Source organism: Xanthobacter luteus (assembly GCF_040049235.1).
Lineage (GTDB): Bacteria > Pseudomonadota > Alphaproteobacteria > Rhizobiales > Xanthobacteraceae > Xanthobacter.
Genome location: NZ_JBDZDO010000001.1, coordinates 461,304 through 479,775, shown reverse-complemented (window position 1 = coordinate 479,775; position 18,472 = coordinate 461,304). Strand labels below are relative to the sequence as shown.

The 18,472-nt window shown below is 70.7% G+C and carries 16 protein-coding genes; 4 read left to right on the top strand and 12 right to left on the bottom strand.

Annotation, left to right across the window (positions count from 1 at the left end):
- The first annotated feature begins 41 nt into the window (after positions 1-41).
- On the top strand, positions 42-584 hold the full coding sequence (locus ABLE88_RS02390) for a hypothetical protein (RefSeq protein ID WP_348829812.1): 543 nt from the start codon (positions 42-44) through the stop codon (positions 582-584).
- Here ABLE88_RS02390 and ABLE88_RS02385 read toward each other — a convergent pair.
- Together ABLE88_RS02385 and ABLE88_RS02380 are read right to left on the bottom strand one after the other, a co-directional pair.
- The gene (locus tag ABLE88_RS02385) at positions 559-2,325 is read right to left on the bottom strand and encodes a thiamine pyrophosphate-binding protein (protein WP_348829810.1); all 1,767 of its coding nucleotides are present in this window, start codon (positions 2,323-2,325) and stop codon (positions 559-561) included. The genes ABLE88_RS02390 and ABLE88_RS02385 overlap by 26 nt on opposite strands.
- 31 nt (positions 2,326-2,356) lie before the next feature.
- On the bottom strand, positions 2,357-3,334 hold the full coding sequence (locus ABLE88_RS02380; protein ID WP_348829809.1) for a tripartite tricarboxylate transporter substrate binding protein: 978 nt from the start codon (positions 3,332-3,334) through the stop codon (positions 2,357-2,359).
- A 185-nt stretch (positions 3,335-3,519) separates the two neighbouring features.
- Between ABLE88_RS02380 and ABLE88_RS02375 the strand changes: the two genes are divergently transcribed.
- Positions 3,520-4,305 (top strand): IclR family transcriptional regulator, encoded by a 786-nt coding sequence (locus tag ABLE88_RS02375; RefSeq protein ID WP_348829807.1) that lies wholly within the window; start codon positions 3,520-3,522, stop codon positions 4,303-4,305.
- A 176-nt stretch (positions 4,306-4,481) separates the two neighbouring features.
- A complete protein-coding gene (locus tag ABLE88_RS02370; RefSeq protein WP_348829806.1) occupies positions 4,482-5,390 on the top strand; it encodes a substrate-binding domain-containing protein in 909 nt (302 codons plus the stop codon).
- A gap of 110 nt (positions 5,391-5,500) precedes the next feature.
- Here the strand turns inward: ABLE88_RS02370 and ABLE88_RS02365 are convergent, their stop codons facing one another.
- The 10 genes from ABLE88_RS02365 to ABLE88_RS02320 form a co-directional block, all read right to left on the bottom strand.
- Positions 5,501-6,670, bottom strand: a complete 1,170-nt coding sequence (locus ABLE88_RS02365) for an ABC transporter ATP-binding protein (RefSeq protein ID WP_348829805.1) — start codon at positions 6,668-6,670, stop codon at positions 5,501-5,503.
- Between the two features lie 41 nt (positions 6,671-6,711).
- Complete coding sequence (locus ABLE88_RS02360; protein WP_348829804.1) at positions 6,712-7,533, bottom strand: carbohydrate ABC transporter permease; 822 nt, start codon at positions 7,531-7,533, stop codon at positions 6,712-6,714.
- 5 nt (positions 7,534-7,538) lie between these two features.
- Positions 7,539-8,477, bottom strand: coding sequence for a carbohydrate ABC transporter permease (locus tag ABLE88_RS02355; RefSeq protein ID WP_348829803.1), 939 nt, complete (start codon positions 8,475-8,477; stop codon positions 7,539-7,541).
- 65 nt (positions 8,478-8,542) lie between these two features.
- Positions 8,543-9,775: an extracellular solute-binding protein gene (locus tag ABLE88_RS02350; protein ID WP_348829802.1), complete on the bottom strand. Its 1,233-nt coding sequence runs from the start codon at positions 9,773-9,775 to the stop codon at positions 8,543-8,545.
- A 50-nt stretch (positions 9,776-9,825) separates the two neighbouring features.
- Positions 9,826-11,421, bottom strand: coding sequence for an aldehyde dehydrogenase (NADP(+)) (locus ABLE88_RS02345; RefSeq protein ID WP_348829801.1), 1,596 nt, complete (start codon positions 11,419-11,421; stop codon positions 9,826-9,828).
- Between the two features lie 28 nt (positions 11,422-11,449).
- On the bottom strand, positions 11,450-12,625 hold the full coding sequence (locus tag ABLE88_RS02340) for a fumarylacetoacetate hydrolase family protein (RefSeq protein ID WP_348829799.1): 1,176 nt from the start codon (positions 12,623-12,625) through the stop codon (positions 11,450-11,452).
- A 34-nt stretch (positions 12,626-12,659) separates the two neighbouring features.
- Entirely contained in the window at positions 12,660-13,430 is a 771-nt protein-coding gene (locus ABLE88_RS02335) for an enoyl-CoA hydratase/isomerase family protein (RefSeq protein ID WP_348829798.1), read from the bottom strand.
- A gap of 10 nt (positions 13,431-13,440) precedes the next feature.
- Positions 13,441-14,586, bottom strand: coding sequence for an extracellular solute-binding protein (locus ABLE88_RS02330; protein ID WP_348829797.1), 1,146 nt, complete (start codon positions 14,584-14,586; stop codon positions 13,441-13,443).
- A 7-nt stretch (positions 14,587-14,593) separates the two neighbouring features.
- Positions 14,594-15,793 carry a CaiB/BaiF CoA transferase family protein gene (locus tag ABLE88_RS02325; RefSeq protein WP_348829796.1) on the bottom strand — a complete coding sequence of 400 codons (1,200 nt, stop codon included), beginning with the start codon at positions 15,791-15,793 and terminating at the stop codon, positions 14,594-14,596.
- Between the two features lie 57 nt (positions 15,794-15,850).
- Positions 15,851-16,642 (bottom strand): SDR family oxidoreductase, encoded by a 792-nt coding sequence (locus tag ABLE88_RS02320; protein WP_348829795.1) that lies wholly within the window; start codon positions 16,640-16,642, stop codon positions 15,851-15,853.
- A 387-nt stretch (positions 16,643-17,029) separates the two neighbouring features.
- Between ABLE88_RS02320 and ABLE88_RS02315 the strand changes: the two genes are divergently transcribed.
- Positions 17,030-18,097, top strand: a complete 1,068-nt coding sequence (locus tag ABLE88_RS02315) for a LacI family DNA-binding transcriptional regulator (protein ID WP_348829793.1) — start codon at positions 17,030-17,032, stop codon at positions 18,095-18,097.
- The last annotated feature ends 375 nt before the right edge of the window (positions 18,098-18,472 follow it).

Below are 18,472 nucleotides of genomic sequence, written 5' to 3'. Positions count from 1 at the left end.
CCTCCAGATCGCTAAATGGCGCTCTGGAGGGGTGCGCCGGCATGAACCATTGGATCGCCCGATCGGATGATCATCCCCTGGGCACGGCCCAAGGAGACGGCTCCGCCCCCACCGGGGCGGCGCGGCCGATGCCGTTCTGGCGGGCCAATCTCGTGGTCTGGGCGTTCATTTCCGTGCTCGGCATGGCAACGCGCACGCTGTTCTTCGGCAATTTTCGTGATGCGCTGGTCGTCACCCTTGCGCTCGATGCGATCGGCTTTGTGCTCACGGCTGCGAAATGGCGCAGGGTTGCCACATCGGCGGCCCCATGCCCGGCGCGGCCGCAGCTCAGTGGCGGGGGGGTCGGACGGATCGCTGCCGCTGCGCGCGTGAGTATCTCCCGCCGGCAGGCGATTGTGCCGGGCCCGGCGAAGATCGGCTGCCCCGCGCACTCGCGGAACGGGACGAAGGCCGAGGTGGCGGCCGGCAAACGGACCGGCGTCTCCGCGGCCAGGCGGCTGAGACGTCGATCAATGCTCGGTGGGCCACCGGACGGCCTCGGCCGCCCGGTGGCCGGCATCACGCGATGCGGTCGCCGGGCTTGATCTGGACGGTGCGGCTGTCCACGCCCGGCAGCATCTTGGCGGGATCGCGCGTCACCACCACGTCGAGCACGGTCGGCCCGCCGCGGCGCTCCAGCGCGGCCCGCAGGGCGCCCGCGAGGTCTTCCGGCCGCTCCACGCGGATGCCCCGGCAGCCCATGGCGTTCGCCACCGCCGCATAGTCGATCTCGCTGAGATCGGACGACTGGTAGGCGCCCTGGCCGTACATGAGGTGCTGGAGCGCCTTCACATAGCCGGAGGCGGCGTTGTTGATGACGATGATGGCGACGTCCAGCTTCAGCCGCCGCGCCGTCTCAAGCTCGCCCAGCATCATGTTGAAGCCGCCATCGCCGGTCAGGGCGAAGACCGGCGCATCGGGCTTGGCCAGCGCCGCGCCCATGGCGCCGGGCAGGCCGTAGCCGATGGAGGCGGAGCCACGATCGGGCACGAAGGCGCGGCCGGCGCGGGGGGAGTCGAACAAGAGCCCGCCCCAATGGGCCGCGAAGCCGCCATCGGCGATGAGATAGCCGTCTTTCGGCAGCGCCGCGTTGATCTCCGTGAGCAGGCGCGCAATGTCCACCGGCGTCTCGGTGGAGTTGAGCCGCTCGCCCACCTTCTGCCGCCACGCGGCCATGCGCGCGGCAATGTCGGCCGGGCGGTCCGCCCAGCGGGCGGCGAGGTCCCCCGCAAGCGGCGCCAGCGCCGCGCCCAGATCGGCGAGGCCGAGCTTGGCATCGCCCCACAGCTTCACGGCGGCGGGCACGGTGCGGTCGAATTCCTCCGCCACGCAGTCGAGATGGATCAGCGTCTTGCCGGGGGAGGGGATGGTGTAGCGTTTGGTGGCGATCTCGCCCAGCTTGCAGCCCACCACGATCAGCAGGTCGGATTCCTCGATCAGCGGATTGGCGATGCGGTCATAGCGGCCGAACAGGCCGGCATTGAGCGCATCGGCGCAGGGGATGGCGCCCTTGCCGCTCAGCGTGTGGGCAACCGGGATGTTGAGGGCGCGGGCAAAGGCGGTCAGCGTCTCCGCCGCGCCCGAAATGTGCACCCCGCCGCCGGCGAGGATCACGGGCGCCTGCGCCGCCGCGATCAGGTCCGCCGCCCTGGCGACGCTCTCCCCGTCGGGGCGCGTGCGCAGAGCGGGCACGCTCTGGAAGATGGGGTCCACCGCGAACTCGCCCACCGGGAACGGGTAGAGCGCGTGGGAGATGTCCTCCGGAATGTCGATGACCACCGGGCCGGGGCGGCCCGAGGTCGCCACCGTGAAGGCGCGGCGCACCAGCTCGGGGATGCGGCTCACCATCTCGACCCGGATCAGCTCCTTGCAGACCGGGCGCAGCAGGTCCACCTGCCGGCATTCCTGCGTCATGTTCTTCCAGGAATGGGCCCGGTGGGTGTCGCCGGCGAGGATCACCAGGGGCGTTCCGGCATTGAGCGCCTCCATCAGGCCGGTCACGAGATTGGTGGCGCCCGGCCCGAGGGTGGCGTCGGCGAGGCCCACGCGGCCGGACACCTTGGCATAGGCGTCCGCCGCGAAGATGCCGGCGCGCTCGTCATTCACCAGGACGTGCGTGAGGCCGAGCCGGCGTGCGGCGTCGTAGAACGGCAGGAGCTGGAAGCCGCCCATGCCGAAGCACACGCCGCCGCCGAAGGCGATGACCATGCGGGCGATGGCTTCGCCGCCGGTGATGGACAGGACGTCCGGGCCGGATGCGGCCGGAAGCTCGACATGCTGGGTCATGGAACGGGTCTCTTGGTGCGGGAAAACAGGATCAGTCGACGGTCGCGCCGGAGGCCTTCACCACCTTGGCCCACTTGGCGGTCTCGGCGGTGATGAAGGCGGCAAGCGCGCCCGGCGGGCTGGAGACGGGGTCGGCGCCCAAAGCTGCGAACTGCTGCTTCACGGCGGGGTCGGCCAGCGCCTTCACGGTCGCCGCATTGAGCCGGTCGACGATGTCCTTCGGGGTCTTTGCGGGCGCCACCAGCGCGAACCAGGACAGCACCTCGCACTCGGGCAGGCCGGCTTCCGCCATGGTGGGAATGTCGGGCGCGGCGGCGGAGCGTTCCGCGCTGGTGACGGCGAGCGCCCGCAGCCGGCCGGACTTGATGAAGGGCAGAGCGGTGGAGAGATTGTCGAACATGGCCTGGATCTGGCCGCTCATCAGGTCCACCGCCGCCGGGGCGCTGCCCTTGTAGGGCACATGGGTGAGCTTGACGCCGGCCACCATGTTGAACAGCTCGCCGGACAGGTGCACGGAGGAGCCGCTGCCCGATGAGCCGAAATTGATCTCGCCCGGCTTGCTCTTCGCCAGCGCGATGAACTCCTTCACCGTCTTTGCCGGAACCTCGGGATTGACCACGAGGACGTTCGGGACGGTCGCGACCAGCGAGACCGGGGCGAAGTCGCGCTCGAAATCGAAGGCGAGCCGCTTGTAGAGCGTGGTGTTGATCGTGTTGGCGATCGTGCTCATGAACAGCGTGTAGCCGTCAGGCGCGGCCTTCGCGACATAATTGGACGCGACGGTCGCGCCGGCGCCGGGCTTGTTTTCCACCACCACCGGCTGGCCCAGCTCCTCGGACAGTTTCTGGCTGAGCAGCCGGGCGACGGAATCCGTCGCGCCGCCGGCCGCATAGCCGACCACCAGATGAATGGGCATTGCGGGATAGGCCTGCGCCGCTGCGGGCAGGTGTCCGGTTGCGAGCGCGGCGGCCAAAGCGAGCGGGCCAAGCAAAAGGGTTCTGCGGTCCATTGACGTTCCTCCCTCGACAGGCCCACGAATGTCCATAATTTGGACTATATGCTCTTCGCTGAGCCGATGAAAACCTATAAGCCGAGATAATCCTGTCAACTAAAAGATTCCTTGACGGCATTCGGCAAGATAGATAGTCCATATTATGGATATTTATGGAGGGTGCGGCGATGGCGGGAGCGGACATGGCCGGGGTGCAAAGCATCCGCCGCGCGGCGAGCGTGCTGCGCGCGCTGGCGCAGCGGAGCCAGTCCGGGGCGCGGATGGTGGACATCGCGCGGGAGACCGGCCTCATCCACGCCACCGCCCACCGCATCGTGCAGGGGCTGATGGCGGAGGGGCTGGCCAGCCAGGATGCCGGCACCCGGCGCTATCATCTGGGGCCCTATGTCTATGAACTGGGGCTGCTGGCGGAGCCGCGCCTTGCTTTCAGCAGCATGGCGGAAGCCTCCGTGGACCTGCTGGCGGAGCGCACCGGCGACACCGTGTTCGCCGCCGTGCGGGCCGGCGGGGATGCCTTGTGCGTGCGGCGCAAGGCGGGCAGCTTCCCCATCAAGGCCTTCACCATCGATCTGGGCGCCCGCATCCCGCTGGGCGTCGGCTGCGGCGGTCTCGCCATGCTGGCGGCGCTGCCGGAGGAGGAGGCGGAGAGCATCATGGCGGCGAACGCGCCGCGCCTTGCCAGCTTCACGGACCTGCCGCCGCAGGCACTGCGCCGCCTCGTGGCGGAGGCACGGGCGCGGGGCCACGCGGTGAATGTGAGCCGCGCCCCGGGCGTGGTGGCGGTCGGCGTCGCGGTGCGCGGCGCGGACGGCACGCTCGCCGGCTCGCTGAGCGTCGCCGCCATCGAGAGCCGCCTGACGCCGGAGCGCATCGAGCAGGTGGCGCGGCTGCTGCGCACGGAGGCGCGCCGGATCGAGAAGGCGCAGCAGCCGGCCGCCAAGCCGGGGCCGGAAAAAAGCGCCGACTGATCGCCCGCGGGAGCCGGTTCGGCGCCTTGGCGTCCCGCCCGCCCTGGCGGGCGACCTCGCCCGTGCGCGCGGCGTCACCCTCAACCGCGGAATGGGGCCGATCGTCCTCGCCATCAACCGCAACAAGCGTTTCATTGCGCTGGACCTGAAGGCGGAGGAGGGCAAGGCGCCTGAAGGTGGAAGCGGCGATCCGCGAGACCGGCTACATCTACAACCTCGTGGCCTCCAGCCTCGCCTCGCAGCGCAGCGGCACGATCGCGCTCATCCTGCCCACGGTCGCAAGCTCCATCTTCTCGGACAGCGTCAAGGGCGTCGCCGACGTCGCCCGGCGCCGCGGCGTGCAGATGATCATGGCCGAGACGGGCTATTCCGCCGCCGAGGAGCAGAGGGCGATCGAATCCCTGCTGCGGCGCCGTCCGGACGGCTTCATCATCGTCGGCGTGTCCCACGCGCGGGCGACGCGCACCATGCTGGAGAAGTCCGGTTTGCCGGTGGTCGAGACGTGGGACAGCACGCCCACCCCGATCGACAGCCTGGTGGGCCTATCCAACTTCGACGCCATGAAGGCGATGACCGACGCATTGGTCGCCCAGGGCTTCCGGCGCATCGCCTTCGTCGGCACCGTGACCCGCGACCGCCGCGCCCAGATGCGCGCCGAGGGCTATGCGGGGAGCCTGTCGGCCGCCGGACTGCATGAGCGCGTCATGCTTTATGCCGACGACCTGACCAGCATGGCCAGCGGCGCGGCGGCCGCCGAGCGCCTGCGCGCCCTTGCGCCGCGGCCGGACGCGGTCGCCTGCCTCAACGACGTGCTGGCGGCGGGCGCGCTGCTCGCCTTCCAGCGGGCGGGCCTGCGGGTGCCGGAGGACATCGCCGTGGCCGGGTTCGGCGATTTCGACTTCGCGCGCCACCTCAATCCCGCGCTGACGACGGTCGACATTCCCCGCTACGAGATCGGCCATCGTGCGGCGGATATCCTGCTCGACCGCATCGAGGGCAAATGCGCGCCCCATCTGGTCTGCGAGGTCGGCTACGAGATCGCGCTGCGCGGCAGCACGGCGCGGGCGGGCGCGCGCGAGCGCTGAGCCGACGGGCGCCGGTGGGGGCATGCGGCCGCGGGCAGGCAAAGTGAGGCAGGGCAAGTTCGGGCCGGGCCGGTCTCAGGCCGGGCGTCTGGCGCGGCCGGACAGCGCCGTCAGGACCGCGCGGCATCGCCCCCGACGCGCGCGCCGCTGCTGCGGTCGAACAGCGAGAACGCCGTGAGATCGCAGGCGATGCCCACCCTCTCTCCGGCCTTGTGCGCGGCATAGCCGGGCAGCGTCACCATCACCTCCCGGGTCGGCGCGCCGTCGTCGTCATGGGCGGTGTGGAGGCCGTCGAGCGTGACGCCGACGACGGATTCCGCGCCGATATGCTCGACCAGGCAGACCGTGCCCGGGAGCGTGCCGGGCGCGCCCAGCGCGGTCAGCCGCAGCGCGCCGGGCCGCAGGCCGAGCCAGACCGCACCGCAGTTTCCGTCCGCCGTGCCGTCGGGCAGCGGCAGCCGCAGGGCGCCGACCGTGAGCGTGCCTTGCGTCACTTCGGCCGCGATCAGGTTCATGGGCGGCGTGCCGATGAAGCGCGCGACGTAGGTGTTGGCGGGCGTCTCGTAGATCTCGCGCGGGGTGCCGAACTGCTGCAGCGTGCCGTCGCGCAGCAGCGCGATGCGGCTGCCCATGGTCATCGCCTCGATCTGGTCGTGGGTGACATAGACGAAGGTGCCGCCCACGCGCTGGTGCAATTGGGTGATCTCGGCGCGCATGGCGGTGCGCAGCTTGGCGTCGAGGTTCGAGAGCGGCTCGTCCATGAGGAAGGCGGAGGGCTGGCGCACCATGGCGCGGCCGAGCGCCACGCGCTGGCGCTGGCCGCCGGAGAGGGTGCGCGGATAGCGGTCGAGCATCTTGGTGAGCGCCAGCATCTCCGCCGTGCGCTCCACCTTCTCGCGCACCTCGGGGCTGCGCTCGATGCGCCGCTTGGCGAGGCCGCCGATCACCGGCAGGTGGAACCACCAGCGGTGCCGGCGCATGATGAGCGGGAAGGCGATGTTCCGCCGCACCGTCATGTGCGGATAGAGCGCATAGGACTGGAACACGAACGCCATGTCGCGCTCGCTCGGCGGCAATTGGTCCACCCGGTGGCCGGCGAGGTGGATTTCGCCGCTGGTGACGCTCTCGAGGCCGGCGATCATGCGCAGGATGGTGGACTTGCCGCAGCCCGAAGGGCCGAGCAGGACCAGGAACTCGTCGTCGCCCACCTCGATGTCGATGTTGTCGATCACCTTGTGGGCCTCGAAGGACTTGGTGACGTTCGCGAGCTTGAGCGCCATGGGGCGTGTTCCTCGAAGATGGGGACGGCGACGCGCGCGCGTCAGCCCTTGACGCCGCCGGACGTCATGCCGGCGACCACGTAGCGTTGGACGAAGAGATAGAAGACCACCGCGGGCAGCGTGTAGATGAAGCCCACCGCCATCACCGTGTGGATCGGCGTCGACAGCTCGCCCACGAAGCTTGCCAGGCCCACCGAGGCGGTGCGCAACTGGTCGTCGCTGATGAAGGTCTGGGCGAACACATATTCGTTCCAGCCATGGAAGAAGGCGATCACCGCCGCCGCCGCCAGCGTCGGCGCGATGAGCGGCACCACCACCGTGAGCACGATGCCGAGGCGCGAGCAGCCGTCGATGTGCGCCGCCTCCTCGATCTCGCTCGGCACGGCGTCGATGGCGCCCTTCAGGATCCAGGTCACCACCGGCACCGTGAAGGCGGTGTTGGCGAGGATCAGGCCGAGCAGCGTGTTGAGCAGCCCCAGCCGCGCGAAGATGTCGTAGAGCGGCACCACCAGCATGGCTTCGGGCAGCATCTGGGTGAGGAACAGCGTGAAGCCGAGCAGCAGCATGCCGGGAAATTTGAGGCGCGAGAGCGCGTAGGCCGGCAGCACCGCGAGCAGGATCGACAGCACCGTGGTGCCCACCGCGACCACCATGGAATTGAACAGCCAGTGCCGCAGCGAGGTCGAGGTCAGCGCATCGAGGTAGACCGGCAGCTGGGAGAGGTCCGGCAGCACCTGCGGCGCGGCGCCGAACAGCCGCGCCGACGGCGTCAGCGAGGTGACGAACATCCAGTAGAGCGGGAAGGCGGCGACCCCGAGCAGGGCGAGCACCGCCGCGGCATGGAAGGGACGGAACCGGGCCATGGCGCTCACCGCTTTCCGCTCGCCGCTTCCGCGCGCCGGGAAGCCCAGAAATAGATGAGGGTGACCAGCACCGCGACCACCAGGCCGACGATGCCAACGGCGGCGGCGCGGCCGAGGTCCAGATAGACGAAGGCGCGCCGATAAAGGTCGATCACCAGCGTGTTGGTCTCCCCGAGCGGGCCGCCCTGGGTCATGATCCAGATCACATCGAAGCGGCGCAGCGACCACACGGTAATCAATAGCGCGAGCAGCGCCACGGTCGGCCGGATGGTGGGCCACACCACCGCCTTGAACACGCTGAGGCGGTCCGCCCCGTCGATCACCGCCGCCTCGCGCAGCTCGGAGGGCACGCTTTGGAGCGCGGCGAGGATGACCACCGCCGAGAATGGGAAGATCTGCCACAGCGTGGTGATGAGGATCGCCGGCAGCGCGAAGGAGGGCTCGTCGAGCCAGTTGAAGCCGCCGGTCGATAGGCCGAGCGCCTGCGAGGCGCGGCTCACCAGGCCGTATTGGGCATTGAAGAGCCACACGAAGATGAGCGCGGCAGCCACCGGCGGCGCCGCCCAGGGGATGGTGACGAGGGCGCGCGCGATGCCGCGCCCGCGGAACGGCCGGTCGAGCAGCAGCGCCGCCCCGAGGCCGAGCAGGATCGAGCCGGCGACGCAGACCAGAGTGTAGACCACCGTCACCCGGAGCGCCTGGTGGAACTCGGGATCGCTCAGGATGTCGCGATAGTTCTCAAGCCCCACGAAGGTCTGGCGCGAGGGGTCCAGCAGCGAGGTGGCGGTCACGCTGAGATAGAATTGCTGCGCCAGCGGGTAGAATTGGAGGGCGAGGAGATAGAGCACGACCGGCGCGACGAAGACCGCCGCGGTCCATCGGCTGCGGTCCGGCGCTGCGGCGGTGTCGGTGGCCTGAGGCCGGCTCGGGGCGGGGCGCGTCATCATCATGGGTCCGTCGCGGAGAGGCGGGGGCGGCGCGCGCCGCCCCCGGCAGGGTCAGGTGCAGGTCACTGGCCGAGCACGCGGGTGGTGACGAGGCGCTGGGTCTCGTCCATGGCCGCCTTCGGCGCCATGCCGCCCTGGAGCACCTTGAGCACCTGCGCCACCACGATCTGCTGGATCTCCGGCGCCTTGGTCTCCAGGCCCTGGGGCAGAGCCGGCACGCTGTAGGGGGTCTGTGCGTCGTAGACCTTCAGCCACGGCATGGCCTCCAGCTCCGCCGGGGTGCGCGGCACCACGGTGGCGACGTTGGCGGCGCCGAGCAGGGTCTGCAATTCCTGCTGCTGCTGGGGCTCGAGCGCCCAGCGCAGGAACTTCACCGCCGCGTCCTTCACCTTGGTGTTGGCGTTGATGGTGGCGGGGGCGAGGATCATGCCCTGCTCGCGGTGCGGGAACGGCGAGTGCGCCGCGCCGATGGGATGGGTCTTGCCCTCGGAGGTCAGAATGGTGGCGACGCCGCCATTGTCGATCTCCATGGCGATCTTGCCCTCCCAGAACATGCGCCGGTAGGTGGCGGCGTCGGTGCCCTTGGGCGTCACGCCGGCGTCGTAGACCTGCTTGTAGGCGGTGATGCCGGCGATCACCTCGGGGCTGTTGAAGGTGGGCGTGCCGTCGGGCTTGGACCAGCGGCCGCCGAAGCCATAGACGAAATTGGTCAAATCATACCACATGCCGCCGCGCTCGGCCATGGTGGCGCGGAAGGCGAAGCCGTAATGGCCGTCTTTGGTCGCGGCCTTCGCGGCGGCCAGGAAATCGTCGAAGCTCGCCGGCGGCTTGCCGCCGGGCACCAGCGCCGCGTTGAAGACCATGGCGTAGTTGGCGGTGTCGAAGGCGACGCCGTAGCGCTTGCCGCCCACGAACATGAACTTGTCGGCGCTGGTGAACTTGTAGTCGGCATCGGTGATGAAGCCGTCCCACGGCAGCACCGATTTCGCCGCCACCGCCGCATAGAATTCCGGCAGGTCGAAGCGGATGATGTCCGGCCCGCCGCCGCCGCCCATCTGGGTGAAGATGGTGGTGGCGAAGGAGGAGAACGGGATGGTGATCGGCTTCACCTCCACGTTCGGATTCGCCTTGTTGAACTTCTCCACCCAGGCCCGCAGTCGGTCGCCGCGGCCGACCTCGGCGAAATGCGAGGCGGCGAAGGTGACCACGCTCTTGGTCTGGGCGGACGCCGCTCCGGCTGCGAGCAGCAGCGCTCCGGCGGCGGCGAGGGGGGTCAGAAATCGGTTCAGGGTCATTGGCTTCCTCCAGTTTTCTTGTTTGCGGTGGGGCCCCTTGCGGGGAAAAATCAGCCCGGGGCGGCGCCTTGGAACGCGCCGTCCATGCGGCGCGGCACGCCGAGCGGGTTGGCGCGCTTCAGGGCGTCGGGCAGGAGGGCGTCGGGCACGTCCTGGTAGCAGACCGGCCGCAGGAACCGGCGGATGGCCAGGGTGCCGACCGAGGTGGTGCGGCTGTCCGAGGTGGCCGGGAACGGACCGCCATGGACCATGGCGTCGCAGACCTCGACGCCGGTGGGCCAGCCGTTGAACAGGATGCGCCCGGCCTTGCGCTCCAGCGTCGGCAGCAGCGCGCGGGCGGCGCCCTGGTCCGCATCGTCGGCATGGAGGGTGGCGGTGAGCTGGCCTTCGAGTTGCTCGATCGCGGCGCGCACCTCGTCGAGGTCGCGGCAGCGCACCACCAGGGATGCGGCGCCGAACACCTCCTCGGTGAGCGCGGGATCGGCGGCGAGCGCGGCCGCGTCGGTCATGAACAAAGCCGCGCAGCCCTGGTGCGGGCCCGCGCCCTTGCCGCCACGGGCAAGGGTGCGCGCATGGGCATTGCCTTCGAGATGGGCGACGCCCGCCTCGTAGGCGGCATGGATGCCGGGGGTGAGCATGGTGGCGGCGGCGCTGGATTGCAGCACCGCCGCCGCGGCCGCCACGAAGCGGTCGAGGTCGGAACCCGCGAGCGCGAAGACGAGGCCCGGATTGGTGCAGAACTGCCCCGCGCCGAGGGTGAGCGAGCCGACGAAATCCCGGCCCAGCGCCTCGGCGCGGGCGGCGAGCGCGGCCGGCAGGAGCACCACCGGATTGATGGAGGCCATCTCCGCATAGACCGGGATCGGCTCCGGCCGCGCCTGCGCGGCGGCCACCAGCGCCAGCCCGCCGCGGCGCGAGCCGGTGAAGCCCACCGCCTTGATGCGCGGATCGGTGACGAGGGCGATGCCCACCTCGCTGCCCGAGCCGAACAGCAAAGAGAACACGCCTTCCGGCAGGCCGCAGGCCGCCACCGCCTGCTGCACCGCGCGCCCGACCAGCTCGGACGTGCCGGGATGGGCGGAATGGCCCTTCACCACCACCGGGCAGCCGGCGGCGAGCGCGGATGCGGTGTCGCCGCCCGCCACCGAGAAGGCGAGGGGGAAATTGCTGGCGCCGAACACGGCCACCGGGCCGAGCGCGATGTGGCGCTGGCGCAGGTCCGCGCGCGGCAGCGGCTGGCGCTCCGGCAGCGCCGGATCGATGCGCGCCTCGATGAATGCGCCCTCGCGCAGCAGCCTCGCGAACAGGTGCAACTGGCCCACCGTGCGGCCGCGCTCGCCTTCGAGCCGCCCGCGCGGCAGGCCGCTCTCCGCCATGGCGCGCCCGATGAGGCCGTCGCCGAGGCCGAGGAGGGCCTCGGCCACGGCTTCCAGGAACCGGGCGCGCGCCTCGGGCGCGGTCTCGCGATAGGTGTCGAAGGCCGCCCAGGCGAGGGCGCAGGCGCGCGCCACGTCGTCGGCCGAGCCGCCGGGGAAGGCGGGCTGCAGCTCTTCGCCTGAGCTCGGGTCGACGGCGCAGATCGCGCCGCGACTGCCGCGCACGGCGGCGGCGCCGATCAGCATCAGCCCGGTCACTTCGGCGGTCATGGCAACCTCCATCCGGTGGCGAGGGGGCTCACAGGAGCCCGCGTCCCGCGAGATTTCGCATGAGGTCGGCGGCGCCGAATGCCCAGGGCGCACAGTCCGAGCAATGGCGCACCCGGTTGGACAGGGCGCCGAGCGACGGCGTGGCGATGGTCACGGCGTCGCCCACCTTGTGGGTGAAGCCCTCGCCCGGGCGGTCGCGGTCCTCCACCGGGGCGAACATGGTGCCGAGCAGCAGCACGAAGCCGTCCGGGTAAAGGTGGTTGGCGCCGATGGTGGCGGCGGCAAGCTCGGCTGGGTCGCGGCTGATCTGGCGCATGGAGCTTGCACCCGTGAGGCGGAAGCCGTCCGGGCCGTCCACGGTCAGGCTCAATTCGGCGGCGCGCACGTCGTCCAGGGTGAAGCGGGTGTCGAAGAGCCGCACGAACGGGCCGATGGAACAGCTCGCATTGTTGTCCTTGGCGCGGCCGAGCAGCAGGGCCGAGCGGCCTTCCACGTCGCGCAGGTTCACGTCGTTGGCGAGCGTCGCGCCGACGATGGCGCCGCGGCTGGTGACGACGATCGCGACCTCCGGCTCGGGATTGTTCCACACCGAGGAGGGCAGGATGCCCACATGGGCGCCGGTGCCCACCGTGGAGAGCGGCTGGCCCTTGGTGAAGATCTCCGCATCCGGGCCGATGCCCACTTCCAAATACTGGGACCACAGACCCCGCGCGACCAAGGCGGCCTTCACCTCCATGGCGGCGGGCGAGCCGGGCTTGAGCTTGGAGAGATCGGCGCCGATCAGGCGGTCGATGTCGGCGCGGATGGCATGCGCCTTTTCCGGCGCGCCACGCGCCTGCTCCTCGATCACCCGCTCCAGCAGGCTGATGACGAAGGTGACGCCGGAGGCCTTCACGGCCTGCAGGTCGATGGGCGAGAGGAGGCGCGGCGCCGGCGTGGCGCGCCGCGCCTCGTCGGAATTGGCGAGCAAGTCCGCCGCGGCGCCGATGGGCACGCCCGGCAGATCGCGGGCGAGCGCCGCGGGATCGGCGCTCTCGCACAGGTCCCGCACGGTGGGCGCCTCGGCGCAGGTGATGTCGATCACCTCGCCGCCGCGCACGGTGACGACGCTGGGGCCGATGCGGGGGCGGAAGGCGCGGCCCACCAGGAGACCGCCCGCAGGGAGCGCTGCAGCGGGGTCGAGGGTGAGGGCAGGGTCGGTCATGGCTGGGCGTTTCCTCCTCCAGTCGTTCTTGTTGTCATTTGCGCCGGAACACCGGCGGGCGCTTCTCCTTGAAGGCGGCGCGGCCTTCCGCGGCGTCCTGCGTGGCAAAGCAGATGGTCTGCAGGTCCCGCTCGTAGGCGATGGCCTGCTCGACCGGCAGCGTATGGGCCGCGGCGAGGTTGAGCTTGGCGGTCTCCGCCGCGATCGGGGCGCGGCTGGCGATGACCGCCGCCAGCGCCTGGGCGCGCTCCAGGAGCCGGTCCTGGGGCGTCACCTCGCTGACGAGGCCCCAGGCCAGCGCTTTGTGCGCATCGATGGGATCGCCGGTGAGGATCATGAGCGCCGCGTTGGATGCGCCGATGGCATGGGAGAGGAAGGCGGCGACGCCGCCGCCGCCGATCCAGCCAAGCTTGATCTCGGGCGCGGCGAACTGCGCATTGACCGAGCAGATGCGCACGTCGCAGCTCATGGCGGTCTCGAGGCCGCCGCCGAAGGCGTAGCCGTTCACCGCGGCGATGGCGGGCTTGCGCAGGCGGCGGATGGCGTCGCAATAGTCCGCGCGGTTGCGGAAGTTCCACGCCGTGTCGTAGCGGTCGAGCTCGCGGATGTCGGAACCGCAGCAAAACGCCTTCTCACCGGCGCCGGTGAGCACCACGCAGCGGATGGCGTCGTCGTCATTGATACGCGCGACGGCATCAATCAGCGCGCTCGCCATTTCCGGCGTCACGGAATTCAGCTTCTGCGGCCGGTTGAGGGTCAGGGTGGCGACGTGGCCGTCGGTGGAGAAGGTGACGTCTTCGCTCATGGTGCTCCGCCTATCGTTCGGTGCCGGGGACGCGGCTGCGCGCATAGCGCGCAGCGAGGTCGCCCAGGATGTCGCGGTGGGGACGGCCGTCGGCGAGCCCGTCGCGGATGAGGCGCGCGGCGTCGGCCTGGAAGGCGATGTAGCCCCCGTGGCGCGGGCGCACATAGGCCGCCTCCAGGGTCTGCGCGGTGGCGGCGTAGAAGCCGCCCCAGCGGGCGTTGACGCCGCCATCCCGCCAGGCGTCGCGCCGGCTCGGCTGGCCGTCATGGGCCGGGATGAAGGCGACCTGCGCCGCGGCGCCCATCAGCCAGCGCAGATGGTCGAGCAGAGCCGGGGTGACCACGCAGCGGCGCGAGACGCCGATGCCGGTGCCGCCCAGCGTCGAGCCCGGCCGCCCGCCCGCCGCCGCGCGCGGCGCATCGGAGAAGGCGATCGCCGCGAGGCCGGGATCGCGCGGGGCGGCATAGGTCACATAGCCATAGATGAGCGGGCAGAGCGCCACGTCGGCGTGGGCGGCCATGTGGTCGAGGATGCCGATGGGGTTCTTCTCCCGCACCGAGGCGGGGGAACGGGCGGCAAGGCGCGCCATGGCGTCGAGCGCGGCTTGCCCCACCGTGTCCGAGACCAGAACGTCCGGGTCCGCCACGGCGGGCGGCTCGCCGAGCGCGGCGGCGATGGAGAGGAAGGTGAGGCAGGCGTGCGGGCCGGCCAGCGAGAGCGCCACCGGCGCGCGCTCGGAAAGGGTCAGCACCTCGTCCCAGGTGGCCGGGGCCGGCCCCTCCACGAGGTCCGCCCGGCGCGCCATCACCTGCGTCGCCGCATCGAGCGGCAGCGCCCAGTGGGCGCCGGCGAAGCGGTAGCTCGACAGGCTCGGGCCGATGCTCTCCCGGTCCAGCGCCGCGATCTCGTCGGCGGCGAACAGGTCCTCCAGCGGCACCAGGCAGCCCTTGGCCACCGCCTCGCCCACATGGGGGTGATCCAGCACCACCAGATCGTAGCGCGCGCACAGATCGTCGATGGGATGCGCCTCGAAGCCCTCCAGCGGCTGCTTCTCCCAAGAGAGGGAGAGGCCGCCGGCGGGATCGAGCCGCGCCGCCGCGGCGGCGAGCGCATTGTAGCCGCGCGGATGGTCCCAGGTGAGGCCGTGATAGTGCATTGCCGCCTCAGCTTTCCGCCACCGCGCCGGAGGCGAGGAGGCGCGCGATGGCGGCATCGTCATAGCCGGCTTCCGCCAGCACCTGGCGCGAGTGCTCGCCCGCGAGCGGCGCGCCGCGGTCCACCTGCGACGGGGTCTTGGAGAATTTGATGGGGAAGCCGGGCGTCGTCACCCGGCCCTCGGTGGGATGGTCATAGGTGACGAACGTGCCGTTGTGCGCCACCTGCGGGTCGCTCACGAGGTCCTCGTAGCCATAGACCGGGCCGGCCCACACGTCGGCGGCGCGGAACGCCTCCAGCCACGCGGCGGTGGTCTTGCCGGTGAGCTTGGCGCGGGTCTTGGCGAAGATGTCGTCGCGCTTCGTCCAGCTGTCCACCTCGTCGTTCATGGCGAGGAAGGAGGGCTCGTCGATCAGCTCGCCGAGCAGCTTGAGCGAGGGGAAGGCGAGCACGAGGAAGCCGTCGGCGGTCGCGAACACGCCGTAGGGCGCGCGGATATAGACGTGGGCGTGCGGCTCGGCCGAGCGCACCTGCGGCTTGCCGGCCACGGTGAACACCGAGAGCTCCTGCATCTGCAGCGTGGTGATGGCGTCGAGCATGTTCACCTGCACCAGCTGGCCCTCGCCGGTGCGCTCGCGATGGAGCAAGGCGGCGAGCACGCCCTCGAAGGCGGTGTAGGCGGTGACCGCATCCACCAGATACTGGCCCGCCGGGGTCGGCGGCTCGCCCGCGCGCCCGGCCGAGAGCATGGCGCCCGACATGCCCTGCAGCAGCAGATCCTGGCCCGGACGCTGGGTGTAGGGCCCGCTCTCGCCATAGCCGGAGATGGAGCAGTAGACGAGCTTGGGATTGATCGCCGCGAGCGTCTCGTAGTCGACGCCGAGCCGCTTGGCGACGCCGGGCCGGTAGTTCTGCAGGAACACGTCGGCGCTCTTCACGAGGTCGAGCAGCACCGCCTTGCCCTGCTGGGACTTGAGGTCCACCGCCAGCGAGCGCTTGTTGCGGTTGAGCGAGAGAAACGAGACGTTGATGCGGTTGCCGCCCGCGCCGCCGGCCGCTACGTGGCGCTGCCATTCGCCGGTCACCGGCTCGACCTTCACCACGTCGGCGCCGAGGTCGCCGAGCCGCTGGGCGGCGAACGGGCCGGCCATGGCGATCGAGCAGTCGAGCACGCGGTACCCGGAAAGAACGTTACGCTTGCTGTCCATGCCTGGTCATCCTTGGGTCCGCCCGTCGGCGGAAGCTGCTCTCGTAAAGGGGACGCCTCAGGTGGCCGCGCGCGCAGGGTGCGGCGCGGTCTCCCCCGGGGCGATGAAGTTGCGGTTCCATGTGGGGCTGATGAGGATTTCGTTGACGCAGGCGCGCGGCGGCATCTCGCATACCGCGCGGATCATCCGCGCCACGTCCGACGGGTCGAGGAGGCGCGCCAGCTCCTCCGGCGGCGGCGGCGCGGGGCGCTTCGCCAGGATGTCGGTCGCCACCTCTCCCGGCATCACCACGCAGGCGCGGATGCCGGCGCCGCATTCCTCCATGTTGAGCGAATGGCCCAGCGCCACGAGCGCGTGCTTGGTGGCGTTGTAAGCGGGCCCGCCGAGCTTCACCGCATGGCGCCCGACCCAGGAGGACACGATGACGACCAGCCCGCCGCCCGCCGCCCGCATGCCGGGCAGGACGGCGGCAACGGCATACATCACGCCGCTGAGATTGACCGCGACGATCTTGTCCCAGGAGGCGATGTCGAGGTCGGCGAAGGCCCGGTTCGGGACGTTGAGCCCGGCGCTCGCCACGAGGATGTCGATGGTTCCGTGGGCGGCGCCGATCGCGTCGGCGGCGCGGGCCACGGCATCGGCATCGGCGACGTCCAGGGGGAGGGCATCGGCGCGCCCGCCGCCGGCGCGGATGCTGGCGGCGACCCGGTCGAGCTCGCCCGCGCGGCGCCCGGAGACGACCACATGCGCGCCGGCCTGTGCGAGCGCCCGCGCGGTCGCTTCGCCGATGCCGCTGCCGCCGCCGGTGATCCAGGCGATCCTGCCCTCGAGCTGGCCCGTGGCCCTCATGGCCGCATCGTCCTCTCCCATGCACGGCGGGCCGTTCACCCGCGCGCTGATCGCGGCTCTCTTCCCGGTGCTGCCGGGCGTCTGCATTGGTGCAAAGTGACCGCTAACGTTAGCGATAACATGCAGGTCCAGCGGCGCGCAAGAGGCCCGGCGCGGGGTGGACCCGTTCCAATCCGGGCGGCCGGGGCCGGGGCGGAGCCTCCTGCGCTTGCGGGCGGCGGCCGTCCGCCCGCCGGCGGACACCACTGGATTAGCGATAACGCGATCGCTAACATCGGGACCGCTGCCGGTTGCGCCGCGCGGGTCGTGGGGCGTCGGCCACAGCCTGCGGGCCGCCCGGGCAGACCCTGGCGCGGTCCAGGGATTTCGTGGCTGGCGAAGGGGTTAGTGGACGTGTCAGAAAACGGGCGAGGGCCGGCGCTGAATCCCGCTTCCCGGCGCAGGTCCGCCACCCGCGCGGTCACCATGGCGGACGTGGCGCGCGCGGCGGAGGTGTCCACCCAGACGGTCTCGCGCGCTTTGCGCGATCCGCGCAGCGTCGGTCCGGAGACCCTGGCGCGCATCGAGAAGGCGGTGCGCGAGACGCGCTACGTGCAGAACTACGCCGCGAGCCACCTTGCCTCCAACCGCTCCATGACGGTGGCGGCGATCATTCCCACCATCTCCACCTCGATCTTCGCCGAGACCATTCAGGGCCTGACCGACGTCCTGCTGCCGGAGGGCTACCAGGTCTTTCTCGGTCATACCGACTACACCTCCGCCCGCGAGGAGGCCCTGGTGCGTTCGCTCGCCGGACGCCGCCCGGACGGCTTCTTCATCATCGGCACGCGCCACACCCAGGAGGCGACCGACATCCTGAAGCGCTCCGGCGTGCCGGTGGTGGAGAGCTGGAGCTGGACGCAGCGGCCCATCGACCTGCTGGTCGGCTTCTCGAACCCCGCGGCGATGATGGCGGTGGTCGACCATCTGGTGGGGCGCGGCTACCGCAGGCTGACCTTCGCCGGCATGATCAAGCCGGGGGACCACCGGGCCAAGGCGCGTCTTAAGGGGTTCCTGGATGCCCACGGCCGGCATTTTCCCGGGCAACAGCCACGTGTGGTCACGGCGACCGGCGGTCCCATGGTGATGGATGCCGGCGTCGCGCTGCTGGAGCGCGTGCGCCAGGCGCACCCCGAGACCGATGCCGTGGTGTTCGCCAGCGACGTGCTGGCGTCGGGGGCGCTGCTGAAGTGCACGGCGCTCGGCATGCGCGTGCCGCAGGATCTCGCCATCACCGGGTTCGGCGATTACGACATCGCCGCCCATCTCGTGCCCGGCCTCACCACCATCGCCATCGCCAGCCGCAAGATCGGAATGGAGGCGGCCCGCCTGCTGCTGCGGCGCATGCAGGGCGAGGAGGTGGAGGCGAAGATGGTGGACGTGGGGTTCGAGCTGCTGGTGCGCGGCAGTTCCTGAGATCGCCGATGACGAAGGCCGTCAGGTCCCGGAGCCCGCGCCTGCGCTTCCGCCGCATCCGGCGGTCGAGCCCGCGCGCGGATCCGTCATCGCGCGGGGCGGAAGGGCGGGCAAGCGCGCGTCGATGGCCTGGTGCGGGAACCTTGCGCGCGGGGGCTGCGCGGGCTCGTGCCGCCGGCGGTCGTGGCCAAATCGGGAACGCGGATACTCTTTCCACTTAATGGCGTGCTGAAAGTATATAGAGGTAAATTTCTACCAATACATTCAGCAGGCCAGTCAATCTTACTCGAATACCTGAATATTTTCTTATCGTGCCAGGATCGCGCCGTTCACTTTTTTTAAACACCACAGCCATAAATTGCACCGAAGAACGCC